The organism is Alphaproteobacteria bacterium, assembly GCA_017302575.1.
Classification (GTDB): domain Bacteria; phylum Pseudomonadota; class Alphaproteobacteria; order Rickettsiales; family UBA3002; genus JAFLDD01.
In genome coordinates this window covers 1,739,159-1,762,321 of sequence record JAFLDD010000001.1, presented here as the reverse complement: position 1 = coordinate 1,762,321, position 23,163 = coordinate 1,739,159, and the positions used below count along the sequence as shown (strand labels likewise).

General features: G+C 51.6%; 22 protein-coding genes. 2 read left to right on the top strand and 20 right to left on the bottom strand.

All coding sequences use genetic code 11. From position 1 onward, the window contains the following. Positions 1 to 15: 15 nt before the first annotated feature. The 10 genes from J0M34_08925 to J0M34_08880 all read right to left on the bottom strand — a co-directional run bounded on the left by J0M34_08925 (position 16) and on the right by J0M34_08880 (position 7,678). Positions 16 to 312 (bottom strand): 50S ribosomal protein L23, encoded by a 297-nt coding sequence (locus J0M34_08925; GenBank protein MBN8544371.1) that lies wholly within the window; start codon positions 310 to 312, stop codon positions 16 to 18. Positions 313 to 392: 80 nt separating this feature from the next. Then, entirely contained in the window at positions 393 to 1,013 is a 621-nt protein-coding gene (gene rplD, locus J0M34_08920; GenBank protein ID MBN8544370.1) for a 50S ribosomal protein L4, read from the bottom strand. 10 nt (positions 1,014 to 1,023) lie between these two features. After that, positions 1,024 to 1,761 (bottom strand): 50S ribosomal protein L3, encoded by a 738-nt coding sequence (gene rplC, locus J0M34_08915; GenBank protein ID MBN8544369.1) that lies wholly within the window; start codon positions 1,759 to 1,761, stop codon positions 1,024 to 1,026. 11 nt (positions 1,762 to 1,772) lie between these two features. Then, positions 1,773 to 2,096 (bottom strand): 30S ribosomal protein S10, encoded by a 324-nt coding sequence (gene rpsJ / locus J0M34_08910; GenBank protein MBN8544368.1) that lies wholly within the window; start codon positions 2,094 to 2,096, stop codon positions 1,773 to 1,775. A gap of 23 nt (positions 2,097 to 2,119) precedes the next feature. Continuing rightward, a complete protein-coding gene (gene tuf / locus J0M34_08905; protein MBN8544367.1) occupies positions 2,120 to 3,313 on the bottom strand; it encodes an elongation factor Tu in 1,194 nt (397 codons plus the stop codon). A gap of 17 nt (positions 3,314 to 3,330) precedes the next feature. Continuing rightward, positions 3,331 to 5,412, bottom strand: a complete 2,082-nt coding sequence (gene fusA, locus J0M34_08900; protein ID MBN8544366.1) for an elongation factor G — start codon at positions 5,410 to 5,412, stop codon at positions 3,331 to 3,333. Between the two features lie 24 nt (positions 5,413 to 5,436). Next, positions 5,437 to 5,907 carry a 30S ribosomal protein S7 gene (gene rpsG, locus J0M34_08895; GenBank protein MBN8544365.1) on the bottom strand — a complete coding sequence of 157 codons (471 nt, stop codon included), beginning with the start codon at positions 5,905 to 5,907 and terminating at the stop codon, positions 5,437 to 5,439. 9 nt (positions 5,908 to 5,916) lie between these two features. Then, positions 5,917 to 6,288 carry a 30S ribosomal protein S12 gene (gene rpsL / locus J0M34_08890; GenBank protein MBN8544364.1) on the bottom strand — a complete coding sequence of 124 codons (372 nt, stop codon included), beginning with the start codon at positions 6,286 to 6,288 and terminating at the stop codon, positions 5,917 to 5,919. Between the two features lie 285 nt (positions 6,289 to 6,573). Then, positions 6,574 to 6,903, bottom strand: coding sequence for a hypothetical protein (locus J0M34_08885; protein MBN8544363.1), 330 nt, complete (start codon positions 6,901 to 6,903; stop codon positions 6,574 to 6,576). Between the two features lie 91 nt (positions 6,904 to 6,994). Beyond that, a complete protein-coding gene (locus tag J0M34_08880) occupies positions 6,995 to 7,678 on the bottom strand; it encodes a hypothetical protein (GenBank protein MBN8544362.1) in 684 nt (227 codons plus the stop codon). 243 nt (positions 7,679 to 7,921) lie between these two features. Here J0M34_08880 and J0M34_08875 point away from each other — a divergent pair, with 243 nt between their 5' ends. Continuing rightward, positions 7,922 to 9,364, top strand: coding sequence for a M23 family metallopeptidase (locus J0M34_08875; protein MBN8544361.1), 1,443 nt, complete (start codon positions 7,922 to 7,924; stop codon positions 9,362 to 9,364). Here the strand turns inward: J0M34_08875 and clpB are convergent. Further along, positions 9,361 to 11,937, bottom strand: a complete 2,577-nt coding sequence (gene clpB / locus J0M34_08870) for an ATP-dependent chaperone ClpB (protein MBN8544360.1) — start codon at positions 11,935 to 11,937, stop codon at positions 9,361 to 9,363. The genes J0M34_08875 and clpB overlap by 4 nt on opposite strands. Positions 11,938 to 12,009: 72 nt before the next feature. Here clpB and J0M34_08865 point away from each other — a divergent pair, with 72 nt between their 5' ends. Then, entirely contained in the window at positions 12,010 to 12,789 is a 780-nt protein-coding gene (locus J0M34_08865) for a DUF3108 domain-containing protein (GenBank protein ID MBN8544359.1), read from the top strand. On the opposite strand, the gene J0M34_08860 is transcribed toward J0M34_08865, so the two are convergent. From J0M34_08860 to J0M34_08820, 9 genes are all read right to left on the bottom strand, one after another. Then, on the bottom strand, positions 12,790 to 13,281 hold the full coding sequence (locus J0M34_08860) for a DUF4167 domain-containing protein (GenBank protein ID MBN8544358.1): 492 nt from the start codon (positions 13,279 to 13,281) through the stop codon (positions 12,790 to 12,792). A gap of 46 nt (positions 13,282 to 13,327) precedes the next feature. Beyond that, a complete protein-coding gene (gene prmC, locus J0M34_08855) occupies positions 13,328 to 14,191 on the bottom strand; it encodes a peptide chain release factor N(5)-glutamine methyltransferase (protein MBN8544357.1) in 864 nt (287 codons plus the stop codon). Next, a complete protein-coding gene (gene prfA / locus J0M34_08850) occupies positions 14,191 to 15,258 on the bottom strand; it encodes a peptide chain release factor 1 (protein ID MBN8544356.1) in 1,068 nt (355 codons plus the stop codon). Before prfA ends, prmC begins: the two co-directional genes overlap by 1 nt. A gap of 1 nt (position 15,259) precedes the next feature. Next, positions 15,260 to 16,513: a histidine--tRNA ligase gene (locus tag J0M34_08845; GenBank protein MBN8544355.1), complete on the bottom strand. Its 1,254-nt coding sequence runs from the start codon at positions 16,511 to 16,513 to the stop codon at positions 15,260 to 15,262. Then, positions 16,510 to 17,730 carry a flavodoxin-dependent (E)-4-hydroxy-3-methylbut-2-enyl-diphosphate synthase gene (gene ispG, locus J0M34_08840; GenBank protein MBN8544354.1) on the bottom strand — a complete coding sequence of 407 codons (1,221 nt, stop codon included), beginning with the start codon at positions 17,728 to 17,730 and terminating at the stop codon, positions 16,510 to 16,512. Before ispG ends, J0M34_08845 begins: the two co-directional genes overlap by 4 nt. Continuing rightward, positions 17,730 to 18,464 carry a helix-turn-helix domain-containing protein gene (locus J0M34_08835; GenBank protein MBN8544353.1) on the bottom strand — a complete coding sequence of 245 codons (735 nt, stop codon included), beginning with the start codon at positions 18,462 to 18,464 and terminating at the stop codon, positions 17,730 to 17,732. The genes ispG and J0M34_08835 overlap by 1 nt, the downstream gene beginning before the upstream one ends. Positions 18,465 to 18,524: 60 nt before the next feature. Further along, on the bottom strand, positions 18,525 to 20,819 hold the full coding sequence (gene ptsP, locus J0M34_08830) for a phosphoenolpyruvate--protein phosphotransferase (GenBank protein MBN8544352.1): 2,295 nt from the start codon (positions 20,817 to 20,819) through the stop codon (positions 18,525 to 18,527). Between the two features lie 61 nt (positions 20,820 to 20,880). After that, entirely contained in the window at positions 20,881 to 21,891 is a 1,011-nt protein-coding gene (locus J0M34_08825) for a nitronate monooxygenase (GenBank protein ID MBN8544351.1), read from the bottom strand. Continuing rightward, complete coding sequence (locus J0M34_08820) at positions 21,891 to 23,147, bottom strand: aspartate kinase (protein MBN8544350.1); 1,257 nt, start codon at positions 23,145 to 23,147, stop codon at positions 21,891 to 21,893. The genes J0M34_08825 and J0M34_08820 overlap by 1 nt, the downstream gene beginning before the upstream one ends. Positions 23,148 to 23,163 lie beyond the last annotated feature (16 nt).

Genomic DNA, 23,163 nt, shown 5'->3' with positions numbered 1-23,163 from the left:
GCTCTCTCCTATTCCCTAGCGCTGCCCTGCAGCAACGTCGATGTTTTGACCAGGCTCCAGCGTTACGATCGCCTTGCGGAAATCTTTGCGGTAGCCAATCTCGCCTCTGAATTTCTTCTCTTTGCCTTCAACGTTGATGGTGTTGACCGCTTTTACTTTCACGCCGAAAATCGCTTCAACTGCGTCTTTCACGTCTTTCTTGTTTGCGGTTGGGCTAATCTTGAACACAACCTTGTTCTGCTCAGCAGCAATCGTTGCCTTCTCAGTGATGAGTGGGCGCACAATCACATCATACAAACGTGCCTCAACCAGGCCACCTTTCGATGTGGTTTTCTTTTCAGCTTTCGCCTTGGCAGGTGCCTTAGCTTTTGCTTCTTTCTTTGCTACCGCGTTCATGCGAGCCTCTTTTCCAGCGCAATTGCTGCTTCTTTCGTGAGTACCAATTCTTTGTGGCGCATGATGTCGAGGACATTCGCACCTTGCGTTGGCAACACATCAACCCCTACGAGGTTGCGCGCTGCTTTCGCGAATTCTTCGTTCAGCTTCTCACCGCCAATGATGAGCGGCTTGGTCAAACCAATCTTCTTGAAGTTCGCAGCAACGTCTTTCGTTTTTGCTTTCTTCACATCAAGCGAATCAACGATGAACAATTTACCTTCTGCTTGTTTTGCAGAAAGTGCGTGGCGCAAGCCGAGCTTGCGAACTTTCTTCTGCAAATCATAACCATGATCACGCACCACTGGGCCATGCGCACGACCACCACCCTCTTGGTGTGGTCCACGGAGCGTACCCTGACGTGCTTGGCCAGTGCCTTTTTGTTTGAAAGGCTTCTTACCCGTACCCGAAACTTCCGAACGGGTTTTGGTTTTGTGCGTACCAGCACGCGCTTTATCACGCTGCCATTGAATCACACGCGCGAGGATATCCTTGCGCACTTCGAGACCGAAGATCTTGTCAGAGACTTCGAGGTCCCCAGCAGCCTTGTTCTCTAATGTTACTACGTTCAGTTTCATGACTTCCTCACTATTCCGACTTTGCTTCTTCAGCAGCCGGAGCAGCTGCTTCCGCAGGCGCTTCGGTTTTTGCTTCAGCTTTTTTCACTGCTGGGTATGGCGCATTCGCAGGGCGAGCACGCTTCATTGCATCGTGGATTTCCACGAACGCATTATCAACACCCGGTACAGCACCTTTCACGAGCACCAAGTTACGCTCAACATCGACTTGTACGATCTCGAGGTTCTGGGTCGTTACGCGCTCATCACCGAGGTGACCAGCCATTTTCTTACCTTTGAATACGCGGCCTGGATCTTGACGCTGGCCAGTCGAACCATGTGAACGGTGCGATACAGATACACCGTGCGATGCTTCCAAACCTGCGAAGTTCCAACGCTTCATAACACCCGCGAAACCTTTACCCTTGGTTTGCGCAGCAACGTCAACGAATTGACCAGGAACGTAATGGTCAGCGCGGATCTCTTGACCGACAGGCAATACTGCATCTGCCGATACGCGGAATTCCATGACTTTCGTCTTAGGTTCTACTTTCGCTTTTGCGAAGTGACCCTTCATTGCCTTACTAACGTTCTTTGCTTTCGCTTTGCCGAAACCGAGCTGAACAGCATTGTAGCCATCCTTCTCAGCCGTGCGGTTTGCAACAACTTGCAGCGATTCAATCTGGAGAACAGTCACCGGGATGTGTTGACCGAATTCGTCAAACACGCGGGTCATTCCCATTTTCTTTGCAATTACTCCGGTACGCATATCAGTCTCCCTTAAGCGGCATCGCCAAGTACGGTGATTTCAACATCCACACCAGCAGCCAGATCGAGTTTGCCGAGCGCGTCCACGGTTTGTGGGGTTGGCTCAACGATGTCGATCAGACGCTTGTGCGTACGAATCTCGAATTGCTCGCGCGACTTCTTATCGATGTGCGGCGAACGGTTTACGGTAAAACGCGCAATGTGACGCGGCAGTGGCACGGGACCACGAACCTGTGCACCAGTACGACGTGCGGTGTTCACGATCTCTTTTGCAGAGTGGTCGAGAACCGCGTGGTCATACGCCTGAAGGCGAATGCGGATTTTTTGGTTCATCATCATAACGTCTACCTATTCCTTTGTTACGCAACTACTTTAGCGACGACGCCAGCACCTACGGTACGGCCGCCTTCACGGATCGCGAAGCGAAGACCCTGATCCATAGCGATCGGAGCAATCAATTCGATTTCCATCTTAATGTTATCGCCAGGCATCACCATCTCAACACCCGCTGGCAGCTTCACTACGCCCGTCACGTCGGTCGTGCGGAAGTAGAACTGTGGGCGGTAGTTGGTGAAGAACGGCGTGTGACGGCCACCCTCATCCTTGGTGAGTACATACGCCTCAGCTTCGAACTTCGTGTGTGGCGTGATCGAACCTGGCTTCGCCAATACTTGGCCACGCTCAACGTCCTCACGCTTCAGACCACGCAGCAATACGCCCGCGTTGTCACCTGCTTGTGCTTCGTCCAGCAACTTGCGGAACATCTCGATACCCGTGCAGGTCGTCTTCTGAGTGTCTTTCAAGCCAATCACTTCAAGCTCTTCACCCACTTTAATCTGACCGCGCTCAACACGACCCGTTACTACCGTACCACGACCCGAAATCGAGAACACGTCCTCAACTGGCATCAGGAATGGTTGGTCAACTGGGCGTGCAGGCTGTGGAATGTTCGCATCAACAGCAGCCATCAGCTTCAGAATCGCTTCTTCACCAAAGCCATCCGCTTTACCTTCAAGCGCGCTCAATGCCGAACCATGAATGATGGGAATCGTGTCGCCTGGGAAGTTGTACTTGCTGAGCAATTCACGAACTTCCATCTCAACCAACTCAAGAAGTTCTTTATCGTCAACCATGTCGCACTTGTTCAAGAACACAACAATCGCAGGTACGCCAACCTGACGCGCCAGCAGAATGTGCTCGCGGGTCTGTGGCATTGGGCCGTCCGCAGCCGATACCACGAGAATCGCGCCGTCCATCTGAGCAGCACCCGTGATCATGTTCTTCACGTAATCCGCGTGGCCTGGGCAATCTACGTGTGCGTAGTGACGGTTCTCCGTCTCGTACTCAACGTGTGCCGTGTTGATCGTAATACCGCGCGCCTTCTCTTCTGGTGCAGCGTCAATCTGATCGTAACCCTTGTACGCGTTCTTGCTGTTCTGCTTCGCCATTACTTTCGTAATCGCTGCCGTCAACGACGTCTTACCATGGTCAACGTGACCAATCGTCCCGATGTTACAGTGCGGTTTCGTTCTCTCAAATTTTTCCTTAGCCATGATGGTCTCCTATTTCCTTATGCTGCCGATTTCTTTTTAATTTCTTCGGCCACGTTGCTCGGTACTTCCGAGTAGTGGCTGAATACCATGCTGTAGTTCGCGCGACCCTGGGTCATCGAACGCAAGGTGTTCACGTAACCGAACATCTGCGCCAATGGAACCTGTGCGTTTACTACGCGTGCGTTACCGCGCTGGTCCATACCCTGAACCGTACCACGGCGTGAGCTTAAATCGCCGATCACGTCGCCCATGTAGTCTTCTGGGGTGATCACTTCGACTTTCATGATAGGCTCAAGCAATTTCGGACCTGCTTTTGCCATACCTTCACGGAAGGCAGCTTTCGCAGCGATTTCGAATGCCAGTGCCGACGAGTCGACATCGTGGTAAGCACCATCTACCAGCGTTGCTTTGAAATCGATCACAGGGAAGCCAGCGAGAACACCCGAGTTCAGCATTGCTTCCAGACCTTTTTCAACACCTGGGATGTATTCTTTAGGTACCGAACCACCAACGATTTTTGATTCGAACTCGAAGCCTTTACCCACTTCATTTGGTTCGAACTCGATGATCACACGCGCGAACTGACCTGAACCACCTGATTGCTTTTTGTGGGTGTAGTCTTCCACATATTTCTTGCTGATGGTCTCGCGGTAAGCAACTTGTGGCGCACCAACGTTTGCATCTACTTTGTAGGTACGACGCAGAATGTCCACTTTAATGTCGAGGTGCAATTCACCCATACCTTTAAGAATGGTCTGACCTGATTCATGGTCGGTCGAAACACGGAATGAAGGATCTTCCGCAGCGAGTTTCGACAGAGCAATACCGAGCTTCTCTTGGTCCGCTTTCGACTTTGGCTCAATCGCCAATTCGATTACTGGATCAGGGAATTCCATACGCTCGAGAACGGCTGGCTTATCAGGATCGCACAACGTATCACCGGTGCGGGTTTCCTTGAGGCCTGCAAGCGCAACGATATCACCCGCGAATGCTTCTTTGATGTCTTCACGGTTGTTTGCGTGCATGAGCAACATACGGCCCACGCGCTCTTTACGATCTTTAGTCGAGTTCAATACGCCAGTACCCGACGTCACGCTGCCCGAGTAGATACGGCAGAAAGTGATCGAGCCAACGAATGGATCGTCCATGATTTTGAACGCAAGCATTGCGAGAGGTTCTTTATCATCCGGCTTACGAATGATTTCTTTTTCTTTGTCATACATGTCGGTCGCTGGAATCGTACCGCGATCCAATGGGCATGGCAGGAAGTCGATCACCGCATCAAGCATTGGCTGAACGCCTTTGTTCTTGAACGCCGAACCACAGAGGATTGGCACGAAGTCAAACTTCACGGTACCTTTACGGATGCAACGCTTCAGATCTTCGATCGAAGGCTCTTGACCGTTCAGGTAAGCTTCCAACAATTTGTCGTCCTGCTCAACAGCAGTCTCGATCAGTTTTTCACGATATTCTTTTGCCTTCGCAGCGTATTCAGCGGGAATTTCTTCTTCGCTGAACTTCGCGCCGAGCTCTTCACCGCCCCATACAATCGCCTTCATTTTCACGAGGTCGATAACGCCTTGGAAGAATTCTTCACCACCGATAGGAAGCTGAATAACAAGCGGGCGAGCACCAACGCGGTCAACGATCATGTCTACGCAACGGTAGAAGTCAGCACCAACGCGGTCCATTTTGTTTACGAAGCAAATACGTGGAACGCCGTATTTATCTGCTTGGCGCCATACGGTCTCAGATTGTGGCTCCACACCAGCAACCGAGTCAAATACTACAACCGCACCGTCAAGTACGCGCATCGAGCGCTCTACTTCAATGGTGAAGTCTACGTGGCCAGGCGTATCAATGATGTTGATGCGGTGATCGTTCCAGATACAGGTCGTAGCAGCCGAGGTAATGGTAATACCACGCTCTTGCTCTTGCTCCATCCAGTCCATCGTTGCAGCACCTTCGTGCACTTCACCGATCTTGTGGCTTTTGCCGGTATAATAAAGAATACGCTCCGTCGTCGTCGTCTTACCCGCGTCGATGTGCGCGCAGATGCCGATGTTGCGATATTTATCTAATGTAAACTGACGAGGCATAGTGTTCTCTAATTTCCTTAAATGTTACCAGCGATAGTGTGAGAATGCTTTGTTAGCTTCCGCCATGCGGTGCGTGTCTTCGCGCTTCTTAATCGCGTTGCCACGGCCTGCAGCAGCATCCATGATTTCACCAGCGAGACGCTGAGCAGTGGTTTTCTCACCACGCGCGCGGACTGACGTAATCAACCAACGAATCGCCAGCGCGGTTTGGCGCTTTGCACGAACTTCGGTTGGAACTTGGTAGGTTGCACCACCCACGCGGCGTGAGCGAACTTCAACCGATGGCTTCACTTGGTCCATTGCCGCATTGAATACTTCGAGCGGATCCTTGCCCGACTTTGCAGCAACGATATCAAGCGCACCATAAACGATTTCTTCAGCAGCAGAACGCTTGCCATCATACATGAGCGAGCTCATGAATTTGCTGATAACGAGCGAACCGAATTTAGCATCCGGAAATACAACGCGTTCTTTTGCGGCGTGACGACGTGACATAGTAACTCCCTATTTCGGACGTTTCGAACCGTAATGCGAACGACGCTTACGGCGAGTTGCAATACCTTGGGTATCAAGGGTACCGCGGATGATGTGGTAACGAACACCTGGCAAGTCTTTTACACGGCCGCCGCGAATCATCACAACGCTGTGCTCTTGCAAGTTATGGCCCTCACCCGGAATGTAACCAATCACTTCAAAGCCGTTCGTCAGGCGAATTTTCGCCACTTTACGAAGTGCTGAGTTTGGTTTTTTAGGGGTGGTGGTGTAAACACGGGTGCAAACGCCGCGCTTCTGCGGGCATGCTTCCATCGCTGGGACCTTGTTACGGGTCTTAAGCGGCGTACGTGGCTTACGAACCAACTGATTGATTGTTGGCATTGGGTATCTCCTTCTCCGCGCTATTCGGTCACTACACCGATAGGACGCTAAGTTTTTCACGGTATCAAATCCCGCTAAGAAGGGCAGAAATACTGGGTTTGCCGAGTGATTTTCTTGGTGCTCTTCCCGTTGGGAGGCCGTCTTATAGTGAGGTAACACGCCAGCGTCAAGCACTATTATGTAGCTATTTTTAACAGGGTGCAGTGGTTGCAAAACTCAAAGCAAAACTGGGCTCTTGTGGCCTTCATTGACACGACATACTATATATAGAAATCCCAAAAATGACTAGTCGCGCTCGCGATGCTCAGAGCGACCACTTTGCCTACCCGCCTCGTAAGCCATCCACCCAGCCGTGACCACACCCGCCGCAATACCAGCAGCTTTAAGACGTGGGTGGCTGCCAAGCGTCCTACTCATCCATCCTTGATTTTTAGGACCATTCACCACCGAAAACTCTGGGTCAATAATACGAGGTGCGTTAGGCACCACTGCCGCAACGTTGGCCGACTGAACGCTCACCGCTCTGCTCGCCCCATCAGGAACTGTCAAAGCAGCTGCATTAGGATTGTATGGGACCAAAGCATAGCTTGGTGGAATGGGCTGATAACCACTCATCAATAGCACCTTCGTTAATCAAGCCGATTATATCAAAACATAGGTGTAGAATGAATGACAATACCATGAAGATTGTGGAGACAGTGCAAAACTAGAGCTGCTTAGGCTTGCTTTCAGCTTCGGCCTTTTTACCCATCTCACTGAGAGCCCATCCGCCTGCCGCTAAAGCAACAGCGCCTGCGGCCAGAGGAAGCTTATGCTTGCTCACCCACTTCGCGATGCCTTTGCCTTCTTCAGCTAGCTGCTCACCAGCTTGCGTAATGGGTTTCACCCCATCATCCGCGCTGTTTGACACTGTCTTGGTAACCACCAGAGCTTTGGACGAAGGGTTCAAGCTTTGTCGATGCGCTTCCACGGCAGCATCCACTTCGCCGATGATTCTATTCGCCACCTCGTCAATCTGCGCTCGCGAGGAAATATTTCTATTGCCTCTTTGAAGGCGCATGCTTTCGCCAAGTTCAAAAATGCGCCTCTGCGCATTATGTACATCCTGAATCAAACCAGGAACTTTAGCATCATACGATAAGAACGCTGCGGCATGGGCATCCGTAGTCTTCACAAATGCATGCGTTTTACTTGCTTCAAGTATGTCCAGATAATCCTGCGACGTGATATCATACCCCAAGGCTTTTAATGTATGTTCCACATCAAGGCGTTTAATTTTAGCCTCGCGTAGCTGATCTGCTAGCCTTTGGAAATTGCTAGTAAAGCGCCCCACAGCTCGTTTAGCCGCTTGGTCGGCACCCTGTCCTGCATCTGCGATGGGATCACTCATTACACACGTCCTTTTCGCTTAAATCATAGCATGATAGGCCTATCCCAACACATGAAGTTTTTGTGAAGATGAGTGGGTTTTAGCTAAAATCCCCCGTATAAAAACGCCGCATGCAGCCTCGAATATCGCTTTTCCACTTGCCATTAAGTTAAGAAAGCGTAAATTCGATGGAAACAATCCACAAAAATCAAAAACAAAAACGCATTCGGCAAGTCACTGGCATCCACGGCCAAGGAGTTATGAATGCGCGCGATTACACGTCAATCCTTTACTGCCATTGCATCCGCAGTCACCGTACCCTCGAGCGTACGGGCCATTTCCATTAAACGTATGAGCCGCGTACGCACGAATTGGTTTATTATTGGCTCGCTCTTTGGCGTTGGCGCATCCTTGTTCATGAACTTTCTGGTAAGCACCGTCATTATTCCAGAATATCAAAGGCTTACCGATAATTCTGAGGCGCCAGAATCCATCAATGTTGCTAAACCTCTCTTTGATAGCCCAAGCTTACTAGAAGCCCATGCTTCGCTGATGGAGACCATCACCCCACGATTTAACAAGTTTCAGACCATCAAGCTGGAGGTTGAGCCAGGTGATACACTGCTCGACATGCTGATTTCCCAAAAAGTGGAAGAGCAGGAAGCGCATGAAGTGATTGCGGCCCTGCGCCAAGAATTTAACCCACGCGCCCTACGCGTTGGCCAGAAAATATCGCTCAAACTAGCCCGCCACGAAAGCGTTGGTGATAAGGCGGCCGTAAAAGAGCTGGCGATTAACTTGCCAAACCTTTCCACCGTCGAGCTAGCAAAACTCAAAGACGGTAGCTTCACTGTAGAAGCCATCAAAGCCGAGCTGACCGACCACGCCATGCTCGCCAAAGGCACCGTGCGCTCCAGCCTTTATCAGGCAGCAGGCGACGCGGGCATCCCAAGCTATGTGATGGGTGAGATTGTTAAGGCATTCAGCTATGACGTCGACTTCCAGCGCGAAATCCACCCTGGCAACGTACTCGAAGTGTTGATGGACAAACGCACCACCAAGGAAGGCAAAGTCGCGGGCCATGCAAATCCGCGCTACGCATCGCTTACCTTGGGCAAACGTAAGCTGGAGATTTTCCGCTTCACTGACAGTAATGGCCGCGATAGCTGGTTCAACGCTAAAGGCGAAAACGTCGTTAAATCCTTGCTAAAAACCCCTGTTCACGCCGCACGCATCACCTCGGGCTATGGCATGCGTCGCCACCCTATTTTGGGCTTCAATAAAATGCACCAAGGCGTTGATTTCGGCGCACGCACAGGCACACCCATTCTCGCAGCAGGTGATGGTATCGTTACCTATCGCGGCTGGAAGGGCGGCTACGGTAATTACGTACAAATCCGCCATAATGGCACCTATTCCACGGCCTATGCCCACGCAAGTCGCTTTGGTAATATCCGCGTTGGCAGCCGTGTGAAGCAGGGTCAGGTTATTGCTTATGTTGGCACTACTGGCCGCTCTACTGGCCCACATCTGCACTTTGAAGTGCACCAGAATGGTCGCCAAGTGAACCCAGCCGCAATGAAGTTTGATACGTCACAGGCACTCGCAGGCGCAGAGCTTCAGAGATTCAAAACCCGTATGGGCGCGATTACAGGCGAAATGGCCGCACTACGCAACTCAACGACACAGCAAGTGGCAAGCCGCTAAGCCGCCTTCTCAACCCCGATATGAATGCCTAAATCCGTGCCTTTGATGGTTACGTGGTCGCCGTCATGCACGCTGCCTTCGAGCAGCATGGTGGCAAGCCTGTCTTGCACCTGCTTTTGAATCACGCGCTTGAGTGGCCGCGCGCCATAAACGGGGTCATAGCCCTGATTACCCAAAAATTCTCGCGCCGCTTTATCAAGTTTGAGCGTGATATGCTTATCGTTTAGCAATGCCTCAATGCGTTTCATTTGAATATCAACAATCGCATTCATATGGCTGCGCGCCAAACGGTGGAATAGTATAATTTCATCCAAGCGGTTAAGGAATTCTGGGCGGAAAGAAGCCCGCACCACATCCATCACCTTATCGCGCACCGTGTCGACATCTTTGCCGTCAGGCAAATCGGCAATGTGATGCGCACCAAGGTTGCTTGTCAGCACGACAATCACGTTGCGGAAATCGACCGTTCTGCCCTGCCCGTCCGTCAGTCGCCCTTCGTCCAGCACCTGAAGCAGCACGTTAAACACATCGGAATGAGCTTTCTCGATCTCGTCAAAAAGCACGACCTGATAGGGTCTGCGTCGCACCGCCTCGGTAAGTGCACCACCTTGGTCATAGCCTACATAGCCTGGGGGCGCACCAATCAGGCGCGACACGGAATGCTTCTCCATATACTCGCTCATATCAACGCGAATCATCGCATTCTCGTCGTCAAACATGAAGGCCGCGAGTGCTTTGGTAAGCTCGGTTTTGCCCACGCCAGTTGGCCCCAAGAATAGGAACGAGCCAATGGGGCGGTTAGGGTCCTTAAGGCCTGCACGTGCACGACGCACCGCCAGCGATACAGCCTGCACAGCGTCCGTCTGCCCGATTACACGCGCCCCAATGACCTGCTCCATGGAAAGCAGCTTCTCACGCTCACCTTCGAGCATTTTTTCAACAGGCACACCCGTCCAGCGACTTACGATAGCCGCAATGTCTTGCTCATTAACGGTCTCTTTCGCGCTATTGCCCGCCTCTGCCGCTTCCGCCACAAGCTGCTTCTCTAGCTGCGGAATAATGCCGTATTGCAGTTCGCCCGCCCGCGCCAGATTACCCTCGCGCTGCACCCGCTCAAGCTCAAGCTTGGCGGCTTCGAGTTTTTCCTTCACGCCACGCGCATCCTGCAAGCGAGCCTTATCGGATTGCCATGTCGCCGTTAATTCTGCCGATTGGCGCTCCAGCTCCGCAATTTCATCCTGCAGCTTTTTAAGCCGCTCTTGTGAGGCCTTATCGCTCTCTTTCTTGAGTGCTTCACGCTCAATGCGCAGTTGCATCAATTTTCGATCGACCTCATCGAGGGATTCGGGCTTACTATCGACCTGCATACGCAGTCTGGAGGCTGCCTCGTCCATAAGGTCAATTGCCTTATCTGGCAAGAACCTATCGGTTATATAACGATTCGATAACGTCGCGGCTGCGACCAGTGCCGAATCGCTAATCGTGATACCATGATGAAGCTCATATTTCTCCTTCAAACCACGTAAAATGGAGATGGTATCCTCAACCGTAGGTTCGCTGACAAATACGGATTGGAAACGGCGGGCCAATGCCGCGTCCTTTTCAATGTATTTTCTATACTCAGCAAGGGTCGTTGCGCCAACGCAATGAAGTTCGCCGCGTGCCAAAGCTGGCTTGAGGAGGTTCGAGGCATCCATCGACCCTTCTGCTGCTCCTGCACCCACCAATGTATGCAATTCATCGATGAAAAGAACGATCTCACCCGCCAAGGCTTCCATTTCATTCAAAACGGCCTTCAGGCGCTCCTCAAACTCGCCACGAAATTTGGCGCCAGCCACCAAAGCCCCTAAATCGAGCGATAAGAGGCGCTTACCTTTCAAGGCCTCGGGCACATCGCCACTCATTATACGTAGTGCAAGCCCTTCAACAATCGCAGTTTTACCAACACCCGGCTCACCAATTAAAACGGGGTTATTTTTGGTTCTGCGCGACAAAACCTGAATCGTGCGACGAATTTCTTCATCACGCCCGATGACGGGGTCAAGTTTACCATTTTGTGCTAATTCGGTGAGGTCTTTCGTGTATTTTTTGAGCGCCTCAAATTGGTCCTCCGCCTGCGGTGAATCTGCGGTTCTTCCCTTACGCATGTCATTCACGGCATCGTTCAATTTTGCGCTTGTCACCCCCTCTTCCTTGAGGATGTTGCCAGCCGTCGTATCGCTTGCCAGGGCGAGTGCCTGCAGCAGCCGTTCAACCGTCAAAAACTGGTCGCCAGACTTGCTGGCTAATTGATGCGCAGCATCCAATAGTTTGGCCGTCTCGGGAGCCATATAAAGCTGCCCCGCGCCAGAGCCCTCTACCTTGGGCATTTTTTTGAGCTCTGCTTGGGCGCGCTTCGAAATCGCCTCACTATTACCGCCTGCTAACTCTAGCAGTTTCCTAGCCGTCGTTTCCTGAGCAAGTGCAGCAAGAATATGCTCGACCGTGAAGCGCTGGTGATTGGAGCGCAAAGCCAGCGCCTGAGCTGTCTGGAGCACGGTTCTGGTCTTATCTGTCATCTTCTCGAGGTCCATTGCATCTTCCCCTATTTTACAGTAATATAAAGGGAATATGGGATGTGTTCCCAGCACTATCAAGGGTTATTGATGCGAATCCATCATCTGCTAACTGCCCTCTTTTTCATTTGTACCAGTTCTACTGCTTTTGCCGCGCCACCTCTTGCGCCGTTTCCGAAGGAAATGCGTTATCGTATTGCGTGGAACAACATTAAGATTGGTCGTGTCATCATCGAAACGAACCAAAGCAACTATAGCTACCGTATGGTGCTCGACACCAAAACGACTGGGCTTGCCAAAATGTTCAGCCCCCTAAAATCCGTAACCTGGGCCGAGGGACGTTTTTATAATGAGCAGATCATCCCCCAGCAATATCTGGCCAAATCAGAGTCCGACGAGGGTAAAAACCGTACTTCACACCTCACCTTCGATGAAGAGGGGCTGCTATCAACGCGCGAAACGAACCCCGTAGATGACCCCAATTGGCGCCCAGAAGTGCCACTTGAAGAAGCGCGCCAAGCCTATGACCCCGTTACCGCGTTCTTTGTTTTGCGCAAAACGCTCTATGAAAACGTCAATCGCCGCATCAAGGACAGCTACGTGAGAACCTATGACGGGCGCAGACTGGCTGAATTTAACTTCAGGGCTATTAATAACGGCACCAAAATGCGCGACGATAAGATTGTTCCCGTAGTCAATACCATTGCATTTCGAAAGCCCATTCATGGCTACACGCCTAAAGAACTCAAAAAATTTGATGAGGGTGATCCCAAAGTTCACATTTATTTCAGCGCCGACAAGCGCTTCTTGCCATTGGAGTTTGAAATCTACCATTGGTCAGGAAAAATCAGCGCGAGTTTGGAAGAATAGCTAAACAGGTATTTCCGTCAGAATCGAACCAGGAAGCGGAATCTCATTCGTAGCTTGCGGTGCTGCGTGCTGAGGCTGGCGCGGCGCACGCGTCATGCGTGGCTGGTTACGCAAATCCATCTCTTCGCTGCCTGAATCGGCAGCCGATGCTGGGCTAGCTTGCGCTTCTGCTTCCGCTTGGGGAGCATTTTCCGTTGCTTCGCTAGGTTGTGGCGCATGTTGTTGGCGCTCAGCATAACGCTCGGCCTCAATAACAGCAATGTCCGCCAACACGCGCACATAATGGTCAACATGTTGAAGATAATACTCAATATCGACACGGTCGCCATTGGACTGCGCATCACGCGCCATGTTGAAGTATTTTTCGCGCATCTGCATTGCATGGTGCTTCTGACGGGCGATGTTGTTGTGGTCATTACCACCACGATTGCCACCACCATTACCACGGTTTCCACCACCGTGATGACGACGCCCACCGCCACGATGTTTCATACCACCGCCATTATTATTTTTACGCATCATGCCATGCCTCGCGTCGTTACGTATTGTCTGGAAGCTCTAGTACCACGATGCGGTCTATACCCGCTATATCGGGGAGAATACTATGGAGCTTCATCCCGTTCGTGTGACCAATTTCTGCGACATCATTCGCTTGATTCACACCAACTTCGATTAGTATTAGCGGATGGTTTGAAAGATACAACGATAATTGTGAAAATATTTTTCGGTAGTCATCAAGTCCATCTTGACCACCATCAAGCGCTAGACGCGGTTCGTGTTCGCGCACTTCCTTTTCAAGCACTAAAATATCACGCGTTGGAATGTACGGTGGGTTCATCAACACCACATCTGCACGCAGATTCTTATCAAGAGATTCGCACCAATCACTCTTAGTGAAAACCGCTCTGGAACTGAGTTTCAAGCGTTCCGCATTAGTGCGTGCAACTGCAAGTGCTGCCTCACTTTTATCGACACCTATACCTTGGGCATTCGGATATTCATCAAGCGCCGAAAGTAACAAGCAACCACTACCCGTCCCTAAATCTAGTATCGTAAGCGGTGCATTTTTTTCTGGACGTAACTTTAACAAACCTTCGATCATGGTTTCACTATCGGGTCGAGGGGTCAGCACATCCTTCGTCACGATGAAATCATGTTTCCAAAACCCGCGCGCGGCAACAATATGCGACACGGGTTCGCGTTGCTCGCGACGTTTCACCAGCATTTCAATCGCTTCGATTTCATCGGCACTCAGCACACGATGCGCGTCGCTTACCAGTGATTCAATCGGAAGTTTTAGGGCATGGGCAACCAGTACACGTGCATCAAGCGTCGCTGTATCGACACCAACAGACACCAATCGATGGGCTATCGCGTTAAGATGCTCGCAGAGCGTCACCATTAGTCTTTGAGGGATGCGAGTTTTTCAGCCTGATCTTCTGAAACTAACGCATCGCAGAACTCTTTGAGCCCTGAGCCATCCATCACCAAGTCGATATTATACTCGGTCTTGTTGATGCGGTGATCCGTCACACGGCCCTGCGGGAAGTTGTAGGTGCGAATACGCTCCGAACGGTCACCCGAACCGATTTGCCCCTTGCGGCTAGCGGAACGCTCCGCCTCGCGCTTCTGGTATTCAGCTTCATAGATACGCGAACGCAGAATTTTAAGCGCCTTCGCCTTGTTCTTATGCTGCGATTTCTCGTCCTGGCACTGCACCGTCACACCCGTTGGGATATGCACGATACGCACCGCCGAGTCGGTCGTGTTCACCGACTGACCACCAGGACCCGACGAGCGGAACACGTCGATACGCAGGTCGTTTTCATTGATTTGAATATCAACTTCCTCTGCCTCTGGCAGCACCGCAACGGTAGCCGCAGACGTATGGACACGGCCTTGAGTTTCAGTGGTTGGAACGCGCTGTACGCGATGTACGCCAGACTCGAATTTCAACTTCTCGAACACGTTCTTACCGATAATCGATGCACTCGCGTCCTTATAGCCACCCAATGCGTTTTCGCTGAGCGATAATACTTCGAATTTCCAACCATTAATCTCTGCAAAGCGCTGATACATACGGAAAAGCTCGGCCGCGAACAATGCCGCCTCATCACCACCCGTACCTGCACGTACTTCCAAAATCGCGTTCTTGGCATCGGCCTCGTCTTTCGGCAGCAGCGCGATTTGCAGATCCGACGTAAGCTTGGGAATGAGTTTTTCAAGTTGCTGCTTATCGGCCTCGGCCATCTCTTTCATGTCAGGGTCTTTAAGCAGCTGCTTTACGTCCTCAAGCTCAGCATTCGCGGCTTTGAGCGACAGCGCCGTTTCCACAATCGGCGTCAGGTCGGAATATTCCTTGGAATATTTCGCGAATTCCCCGCCCTTGAGTTTATCGGGCGATGAAATCAAATCGCTCAATTCTTTATGGCGGGCAATCAACCCGTCGAGTTTTTTATCCATGCTCATGCTAACGACTCTTAAGCCATGCGACCAATTGGTCTTGTTTCACTGGGGTCTGCGACCCGTCGGCGAGGTTTTTCACCATTACTTCGCCTTTGGCAAGCTCTTCTTCACCCATCAGCACCGCATAAGCAGCACCAAGCTTGCTTGCGCGCTCAAAACGCTTCTTGGTATTTCCTTTATAAGCAATATCCACCGCGAGTCCTTCGCCACGCAGCGCCTGCGCCAGTTTCCACGCTTCCGCTTCGGTCGATTCCTGCATCGGCACCACCGCAACCAGTTGCACTGGGGGCGTTTTATAGCTGCTTTCAATCAATGCCGATAGGCGTTCAACGCCTGCTGCAAAACCGATGCACGCCGTGTCATTACCACCCATCACTTTCACGAGGTCATTATAGCGACCACCCGCCAGCACCGTGCCTTGAGCACCCAACTTGTCGGTCGTGAATTCAAACACTGTGTGGCTGTAATAATCGAGGCCACGCACCAATTTCTCGCTGACTTTATAGGCAATTCCCAGTGCTTCCAGACCTGCACGGACTGCATCAAAATGCGCTTTGGAGGCATCATTGAAATGCGCATGGAGTGTCGGTGCACCGGCTACGATTTTCTTATCGCCCTCGTCCTTAGAATCCAGAATACGCAGTGGATTTTTCTCAAGGCGCGCTTTGCTATCGTCCGACAAATCGTTTTTGTACTTCGACAGATATTCCACCAATGCATCGCGATACGCCGCTCGTGACGCTGCATCACCGAGCGAATTTAATTCGAGTGTGACGGAATCAAACAAACCCAGCACACGCAGTGTGTGTGCCGCCAAAGCAATCATTTCCACGTCGCTCAGGGGCTCATTGCTGCCGAGCAGCTCACAACCAATCTGGTGGAATTGGCGCTGGCGACCTTTTTGCGGGCGCTCGTAACGGAAGGCAGGCCCTGCATAAAAACACTTAAAGGGCGAAGGCAATTGCTGCAGATTGTTGGAGATAAAACTGCGCACGATTGCTGCGGTAAACTCAGGACGCAAGGTGAGGCTTTCACCACCACGGTCGGTAAATGTATAGGTCTCTTTTGTCACCACGTCCGACGTGTCGCCAAGCGTGCGGTGAAACACATCCGAGAACTCAAAAATCGGTGTATCCATCCGCGCATAGCCATAAAGCGCCGCCACTTTTTGCGCCGTCTCGATCACATGCTGGTGCCGCGCAAAATCCGCAGGCAATAAATCATGGGTTCCGCGAACAGGTTGTAGTTTCTCGCTCATGCACTCTTCTTTCGGTAGCTGCGTGCAACATACGCCTCTACACGTTCTTTAAATTCTGCCGCGATGCCATCACCGCGCAATGTCACGGTTTTTACACCATCCTCGAACACGGGCGCAACAGGCGATTCACCCGTACCCGGTAGCGAAATACCGATATTAGCATGCTTGCTTTCACCAGGCCCATTCACAATACAGCCCATCACCGCCACATTCATGGTCTCGGCGCCTTCATATTCTTTCGCCCAATACGGCATGCGGTTGCGCAGATATTTCTGAATATCGTCTGCCAATTCTTGAAAATAGGTGCTGGTCGTACGCCCACAACCAGGGCACGCAGTCACAAGCGGCACAAAATTGCGCAGACCCATCGTCTGCAATATCTCCTGCGCGACACGCACTTCTTGTGTGCGGTCGCCATTGGGCTCCGGTGTCAGCGAAATACGAATCGTATCGCCGATGCCTTCTTGCAGCAAAATCGACAATGCAGCGGTAGATGCCACAATACCCTTGCTGCCCATGCCCGCTTCGGTAAGTCCCAAATGCAGCGGGTAATTGCAGCGCGCCGCAAGCCCACGGTAAACCGATACTAAATCCTGCACGCGGCTCACCTTGGCAGAGAGAATAATGTTATTGGGCGCCATGCCCACACTCTCTGCGAGTTTGGCGCTGCCAAGCGCGGATTGAATCAGTGCTTCTTGATAGACTTCTTCCGCACTCTTCGGGTTGGCGGATGCAGCATTTTCATCCATCAGCCGCGTGGCTAATGCCTGATCCATCGACCCCCAATTCACGCCAATGCGAATCGGTTTTTTATATTCAATGGCCTTCTCGACCATCATGGCGAACTGCTTGTCTTGCTTCTCGCCGAAACCGACATTGCCAGGGTTAATACGATATTTCGCCAAGGCCTGTGCCATCTCAGGAAAAGCCTCAAGCAAGCGGTGGCCGTTGTAATGGAAGTCCCCAACCAGTGGGGCGGTAGGTCCGTCAGCCAATAACTTTTCATAGATGCTGGGAACCGCTTTCGCAGACGCTTCATTATTCACCGTAATACGCACCACCTCGGAACCTGTCTCGGCAAGTTGGCGTATCTGCGCAACCGTCGCCGCGACATCCGCCGTGTCGGTATTGGTCATGGATTGCACCACCACAGGCGCATTACCACCTATGGTCACATTACCAATCATAGTTTGTAGGGAATGGCGGCGGCTTGTCATTAGCGCAACCATGGCAGGATGGAATCTTCGTCCGATATTTTCTTTATCGCGTCTTTTTTGATTTTCTTTTTGGGCGCTTCGCTTTTCTTTTCTTCTACTTTTTTCACTTCCTGTACGCGGCTTTCACCCCATTTCACAGGCTTAGTGAAAATATCGGGATGTTGCATAGGATGCCCATCAGCCGCTTGAACAGCAGACTGCATGCACGCAACAAGCCTTGAGCCCTGCGCACAACGCAAGGCGCGACCAACGGGCATTACCATGCTTCGCGAGCTTTCAACCAACGACTCAGGTACAGGCACAACACTTGATTCCTCATCGCTGCCACCTGACATGCCCAGCAACGCATAGAGCAACGCCACGACAATGCACACCAGTACCGCAAAGCGCAGTTTGTGATTAAGCCGCACACCTAAACGGGCAGGCTCTGGAATGAAATATTCCTCAACTTTTTCTTTGGTCTCAGTTCCCAAAAAGCGTTCCACCGCATTATCAGGGTCAATGCCCAGAAACTCTGCATAGGTCGAGACATAGCCGCGCGCATAGACCTTACCAGGCAACTGGCTCATATCGCTGGTCTCAATCGCCTGAATATATTTCACCCGAATATGCAGGCGCGCCGAAACGTCCTGCTCGCTCAGCCTGTAATGCTCGCGCAAGCTGCGGAAATATGGGCCGATATCATCCAGCTCCATCGATTCTGGCAGGCGTATAAGTTGGGTTGCTTGATTCATGGAATCTATCTAATGCAACTCCATCTAGCGTGCAATGAGAATGGATATGCTACGTGGCGCCTAAATTGCGACCCCGTGATCCCTAGCAAACCGCTCAAGCTGAGGGCGCAGGCTATGCAATGGTTCAGTGATAATATAGTCAATAAACTCGCGTAGCTTTGCTACATCCAGCGAGCGTATCATCTCCTTCATAGGGCCAACGGCTGAGGGCGGCATGGAAAGTGAGGTAATGCCGCAGGCAATCAGCAGCATGGCGTCTATTGGTCGCGCCGCCAAATCACCGCAGAAGCCGACTTCTATATCATGCTTACGTGCTTCCTCGGTAATGGATTTAAGCAAACGCACCACCCCAATCATGAGTGGGTCATAACGCCCAGCAACGCGCGGTGAGCCACGGTCGCATGCAAACAAGAATTGCAGTAAATCGCTTGATCCAATCGAAACAAAATCCACCCGCGACATCAACTCAGGCAGTTGAAATAGAATGGACGGGACCTCAATCATGCTACCCAACTTAATCTCCGCAGGTGGGGCAATCCCCTCGTCCTTCGCGCGTTCAATCTCCTTCATGAGCAGCGCTTTAGTCGCGTCAAACTCCATGAAGGTTGAGATAAACGGGAACATCAAATGCAGCTTTTCACCTGCCGCCGCACGAATCAGTGCACGAAATTGCTGGCGCAGAATGACAGGACGATCAAGACCGATACGCGTCGCACGCCAACCCATGGCAGGGTTTTCTTCGTCTTCTACCTGTATGTAGGGAACTTGCTTATCACCACCAATATCAAAGCTACGGAAAATAATGCGCTTACCCTTGGCTTTATCAAACGCATCGCGGTAAATTTTTTGCTGGTCTTCGACGGTTGGTAAATCACGACTAGCGAGATACGGTAGCTCGGTGCGGAATAAGCCAACCCCATCGATATCAGGGCTGCCAAGCTGATACGCGTCCACAAAAAGACCGACATTCAAATTCAACGAAACGGCAAGCCCGTCTTTGGTAACGGCAGGCAAATCGCGCTTGGCAGCATAGGCTGCACTTTGCGCGGCACGCGCACGTATATCGACATCAATCGCTTGCTCAACATCCTCAGGGGGACGAATATAGACAAGCCCATGGTCACCGTGCACCACCGCTAAATCATTGGGTTGCACCATGCTTAGCACGCCATGAATACGCCCCACCATGGGCACATCCATCATCCGCGCAATGATCGCAACATGCGCCGTCACCGCACCTTCAGAGAGAATGATACCCTTCAGTCGCTTCGCATCATATTCGAGCAACTCCGCAGGCCCGAGTGATTCAGCAACCAAAATGAATTCTGGTGGCAAATCGGTATGCGCAGCCGTTGGTTCCATGCCCGCAAGGTGATAAAGTAACCGCTCCGACAAATCTTCAAGATCATGGACACGCTCTTGAATATAGGCCGAGGAAATTTGGCTAAGACGCGCATGCATTTCTTCCTGCACTTTACGCACGGCAGCCTCTGCCGTAAGCCCCGTATGAATCGCCTCGCTGATACGCTCAATCCACCCACGATCTTGCGAGAACATGCGATAGCTCTCGAGGATTTCTTGCTGCGCTGAACCTTCCTCGATGCCGGCGGAACTAATCAGCGCATCCACCGATTGCTGCAACGACAAGAGCGCATGGTTGAAACGCTTTTCTTCTTCCTCTGGTGCATCGCTGACCAGCTTGGTAATTTCAATCTTAGGGCGGTGCAGCACGATCGGTGCTTTCGCAACACCACCAGAGAGCGTCACGCCCGATAATTGCTGCGACTGGAGTGATGGATGCTGCTGTCCTGCAATTTCAAACGGATCAACAATTTTACTACCAATAACAAGCTCTGCTGTGACCATCGCCACCGTGTGCAAAATTTCAACCAGCTCGTCACTAAATAGGCGCGACACTTTGCCCTGAATAACCAGCACTCCAATCACCTTATGTGAGTAGAGCAATGGCACGCCAACAAAGCTGTGATACATCTCCTCACCCGTTTCAGGGCGATAGGCAAATTTGGGGTGGTTTTGCGGTTCCGCCAGATTCAAATCCAACGCCGTAGAGGCCACTTCACCCACCAACCCTTCACCCACGCGCAAACGCGTCACGTGAACGGAGGTCTGCTTCAATCCATGGCTTGCGAAAAGTTCGAGCACATCACCTGGGCGTGCGAGATAGAGCGAGCAGACTTCGGAATGAACTGCCTCAGCAATCACACGCGTAAGCGCATCCAGCTTCTCTTGCGCAGAAGCAGCAGGCACGGTCATCACATCACGCACTTTGCGCAGTAGTATGATGGGCGATTGTAACGCCGACGCGCTAGCGTCTATGGGAATAATACTCGCCAAGCAAAAGCCTCCTGTGCGGCTGCAACGAAATGCGCGCTCTTATTGCACTGCAATAGTTTAATTACGCGGCGCGCTTATTTGATAGATATAATGCCGCTTGTGACACTAGTTCGTCAATGATTTCTTGCGTTGGCTGAATGCACTGCACCATACCCACTGACTGACCCGCCATAAGCGAGCCACGCTCTACGTCACCATCAATCACAGCCTTGCGCAACGCGCCTGCCCAGAAATGCTCAATCGCTAACTGTCCTGCCTCTTTATCCATCTGTCCTGAAAAGACCTTCTCCACCGTTTCTTTTTGGAAGCGGGTAAATTCTTCAGCAGCTTTATTATTGATAGCTCGCACTGGAATGACTGAAAAATCGGGGTGATATTGCACCGAAGGAATCGCATCACGCGCATTTGCTTTTATGAACGCATTCTTAAAATTCTCATGCGCGATACATTCTTTTGCGCACACAAAACGTGTGCCAAGTTGCACACCCGAAGCACCCATTTCAAGGTATGCAGCAATGGCCTCGCCGCGACCAATGCCACCTGCAACAAATACGGGAACTTCGCGCAGCACGGGCAGAATTTCTTGGGCCAGCACCGAGGTCGACACAGGGCCGATATGGCCGCCCGCTTCGTTACCTTCAATCACGATGCCATCTACACCCATTTTCACGAGTTTTTTGCCAATCGCGTGAGTCGGCGTAAAGGCGATCACTTTAATACCAGCTGCTTTCAATTTCTCAACGTGAGGTCCACGTGGAATACCACCAGCGAGCACCACATGCGTCACCTTATTCGCGATGCACACATCCATGAGTTGCTCAAGCTGCGGGTGCATCAAAATCAAGTTCACGCCGAACGGCTTTTGGGTAAGCGCCTGCGTCGCTTTGATTTCTTTATCCAGCAATTCTGGTGGCATGGATGATGCAGCAATCACCCCAAATGCACCTGCATTCGAAATGGCGGAAACAAGATTACGTTCGCTCACCCAGCTCATTGCACCGCCCATGATAGCGTGCTCAGTGCCGAGTAGTTCGCGTCCGCGAATCGAAAGTTCTGCAATGGTTTTGCTCATTAGCCGCGCTCCTCGGTTGCATCCAAGCCATACACCGTATGCAGAGCGCGAAGTGCGAGCTCCAGATATTCTTCGGCAATCAGTACCGAGATTTTAATTTCTGATGTCGAAATCACGATGATGTTGATGTTTTTATCGGCCAGCGTGCGGAACATTTCCGACGCAATACCCGCATGCGAACGCATCCCCACACCGATGACCGAAACCTTGGCTACACCAGAATCGGAATGCAGCGAATCAAACTTCGGCATGTTCTTGCCATTCTTCACAATCTCTGTGGCACGTGCCAAATCAGTTTTGCCTACCGTGAAGGTCACGTCGGTCTGTTGACCTTTTTCCGTAACGTTCTGGACAATCATATCCACGTTGATGCCTTGGTCAGCGAGTGGGCCAAAAATACCTGCCGAAACACCAGGTTTGTTTTCCACGTTCGTCAGCGTGATACGCGCCTCGTCGCGACTATAGGCAATGCCCGTCACACGTTGTTGTTCCACGAGTTCCTCCTCATCCACCAATAACGTCCCTGGGATATCGGACGCATTTTTATCATCAAACGTTGAGAGCACCTGCACCTTAACGCCATAATTCATTGCCAATTCCACCGAGCGCGTTTGCAGCACTTTGCTGCCAAGCGATGCCATCTCCAGCATCTCCTCGTAGCTCACGCGGGTAAGCTTTTTCGCTTTCTTCACGATGCGTGGATCACAGGTATAGACACCGTCCACATCCGTATAAATATCGCAGCGCTCTGCACCAAATGCTGCAGCAATCGCCACCGCCGACGTATCCGAACCACCGCGACCCAAGGTGCTGATGCGGCCTTCGCTGGTGATGCCTTGGAAGCCTGCGACTACGGCAATTTCGCCCTTGGCAAGTGAAGCGTTCACCTGCTTCACGTCGATATGCTCAATACGTGCTTTAGAATACATCGTGTCGCTGGTGAGTGGCAATTGCCAGCCTGCCCATGCGCGCGCCTTAAGTCCCAATGTTTGTAATTGTAACGCCAGCAGGCCCGACGTCACTTGCTCGCCACTTGCTACCACATGATCATAATTCGCACGCGCTTCATTAGTCACGAGCGTATTCATGGCATTACAATATTCAACGAGCTGATTGGTCACACCCGCCATGGCCGAAACCACGACAATCACCTGATGCCCCGCATCCACCTCGCGCTTCACCAGCGTTGCCACATGCTTGATGCGGTCAATATCACCAACAGAGGTTCCGCCGAATTTCTGTACAATCAATGCCATAAGCGGCGGTTTATAG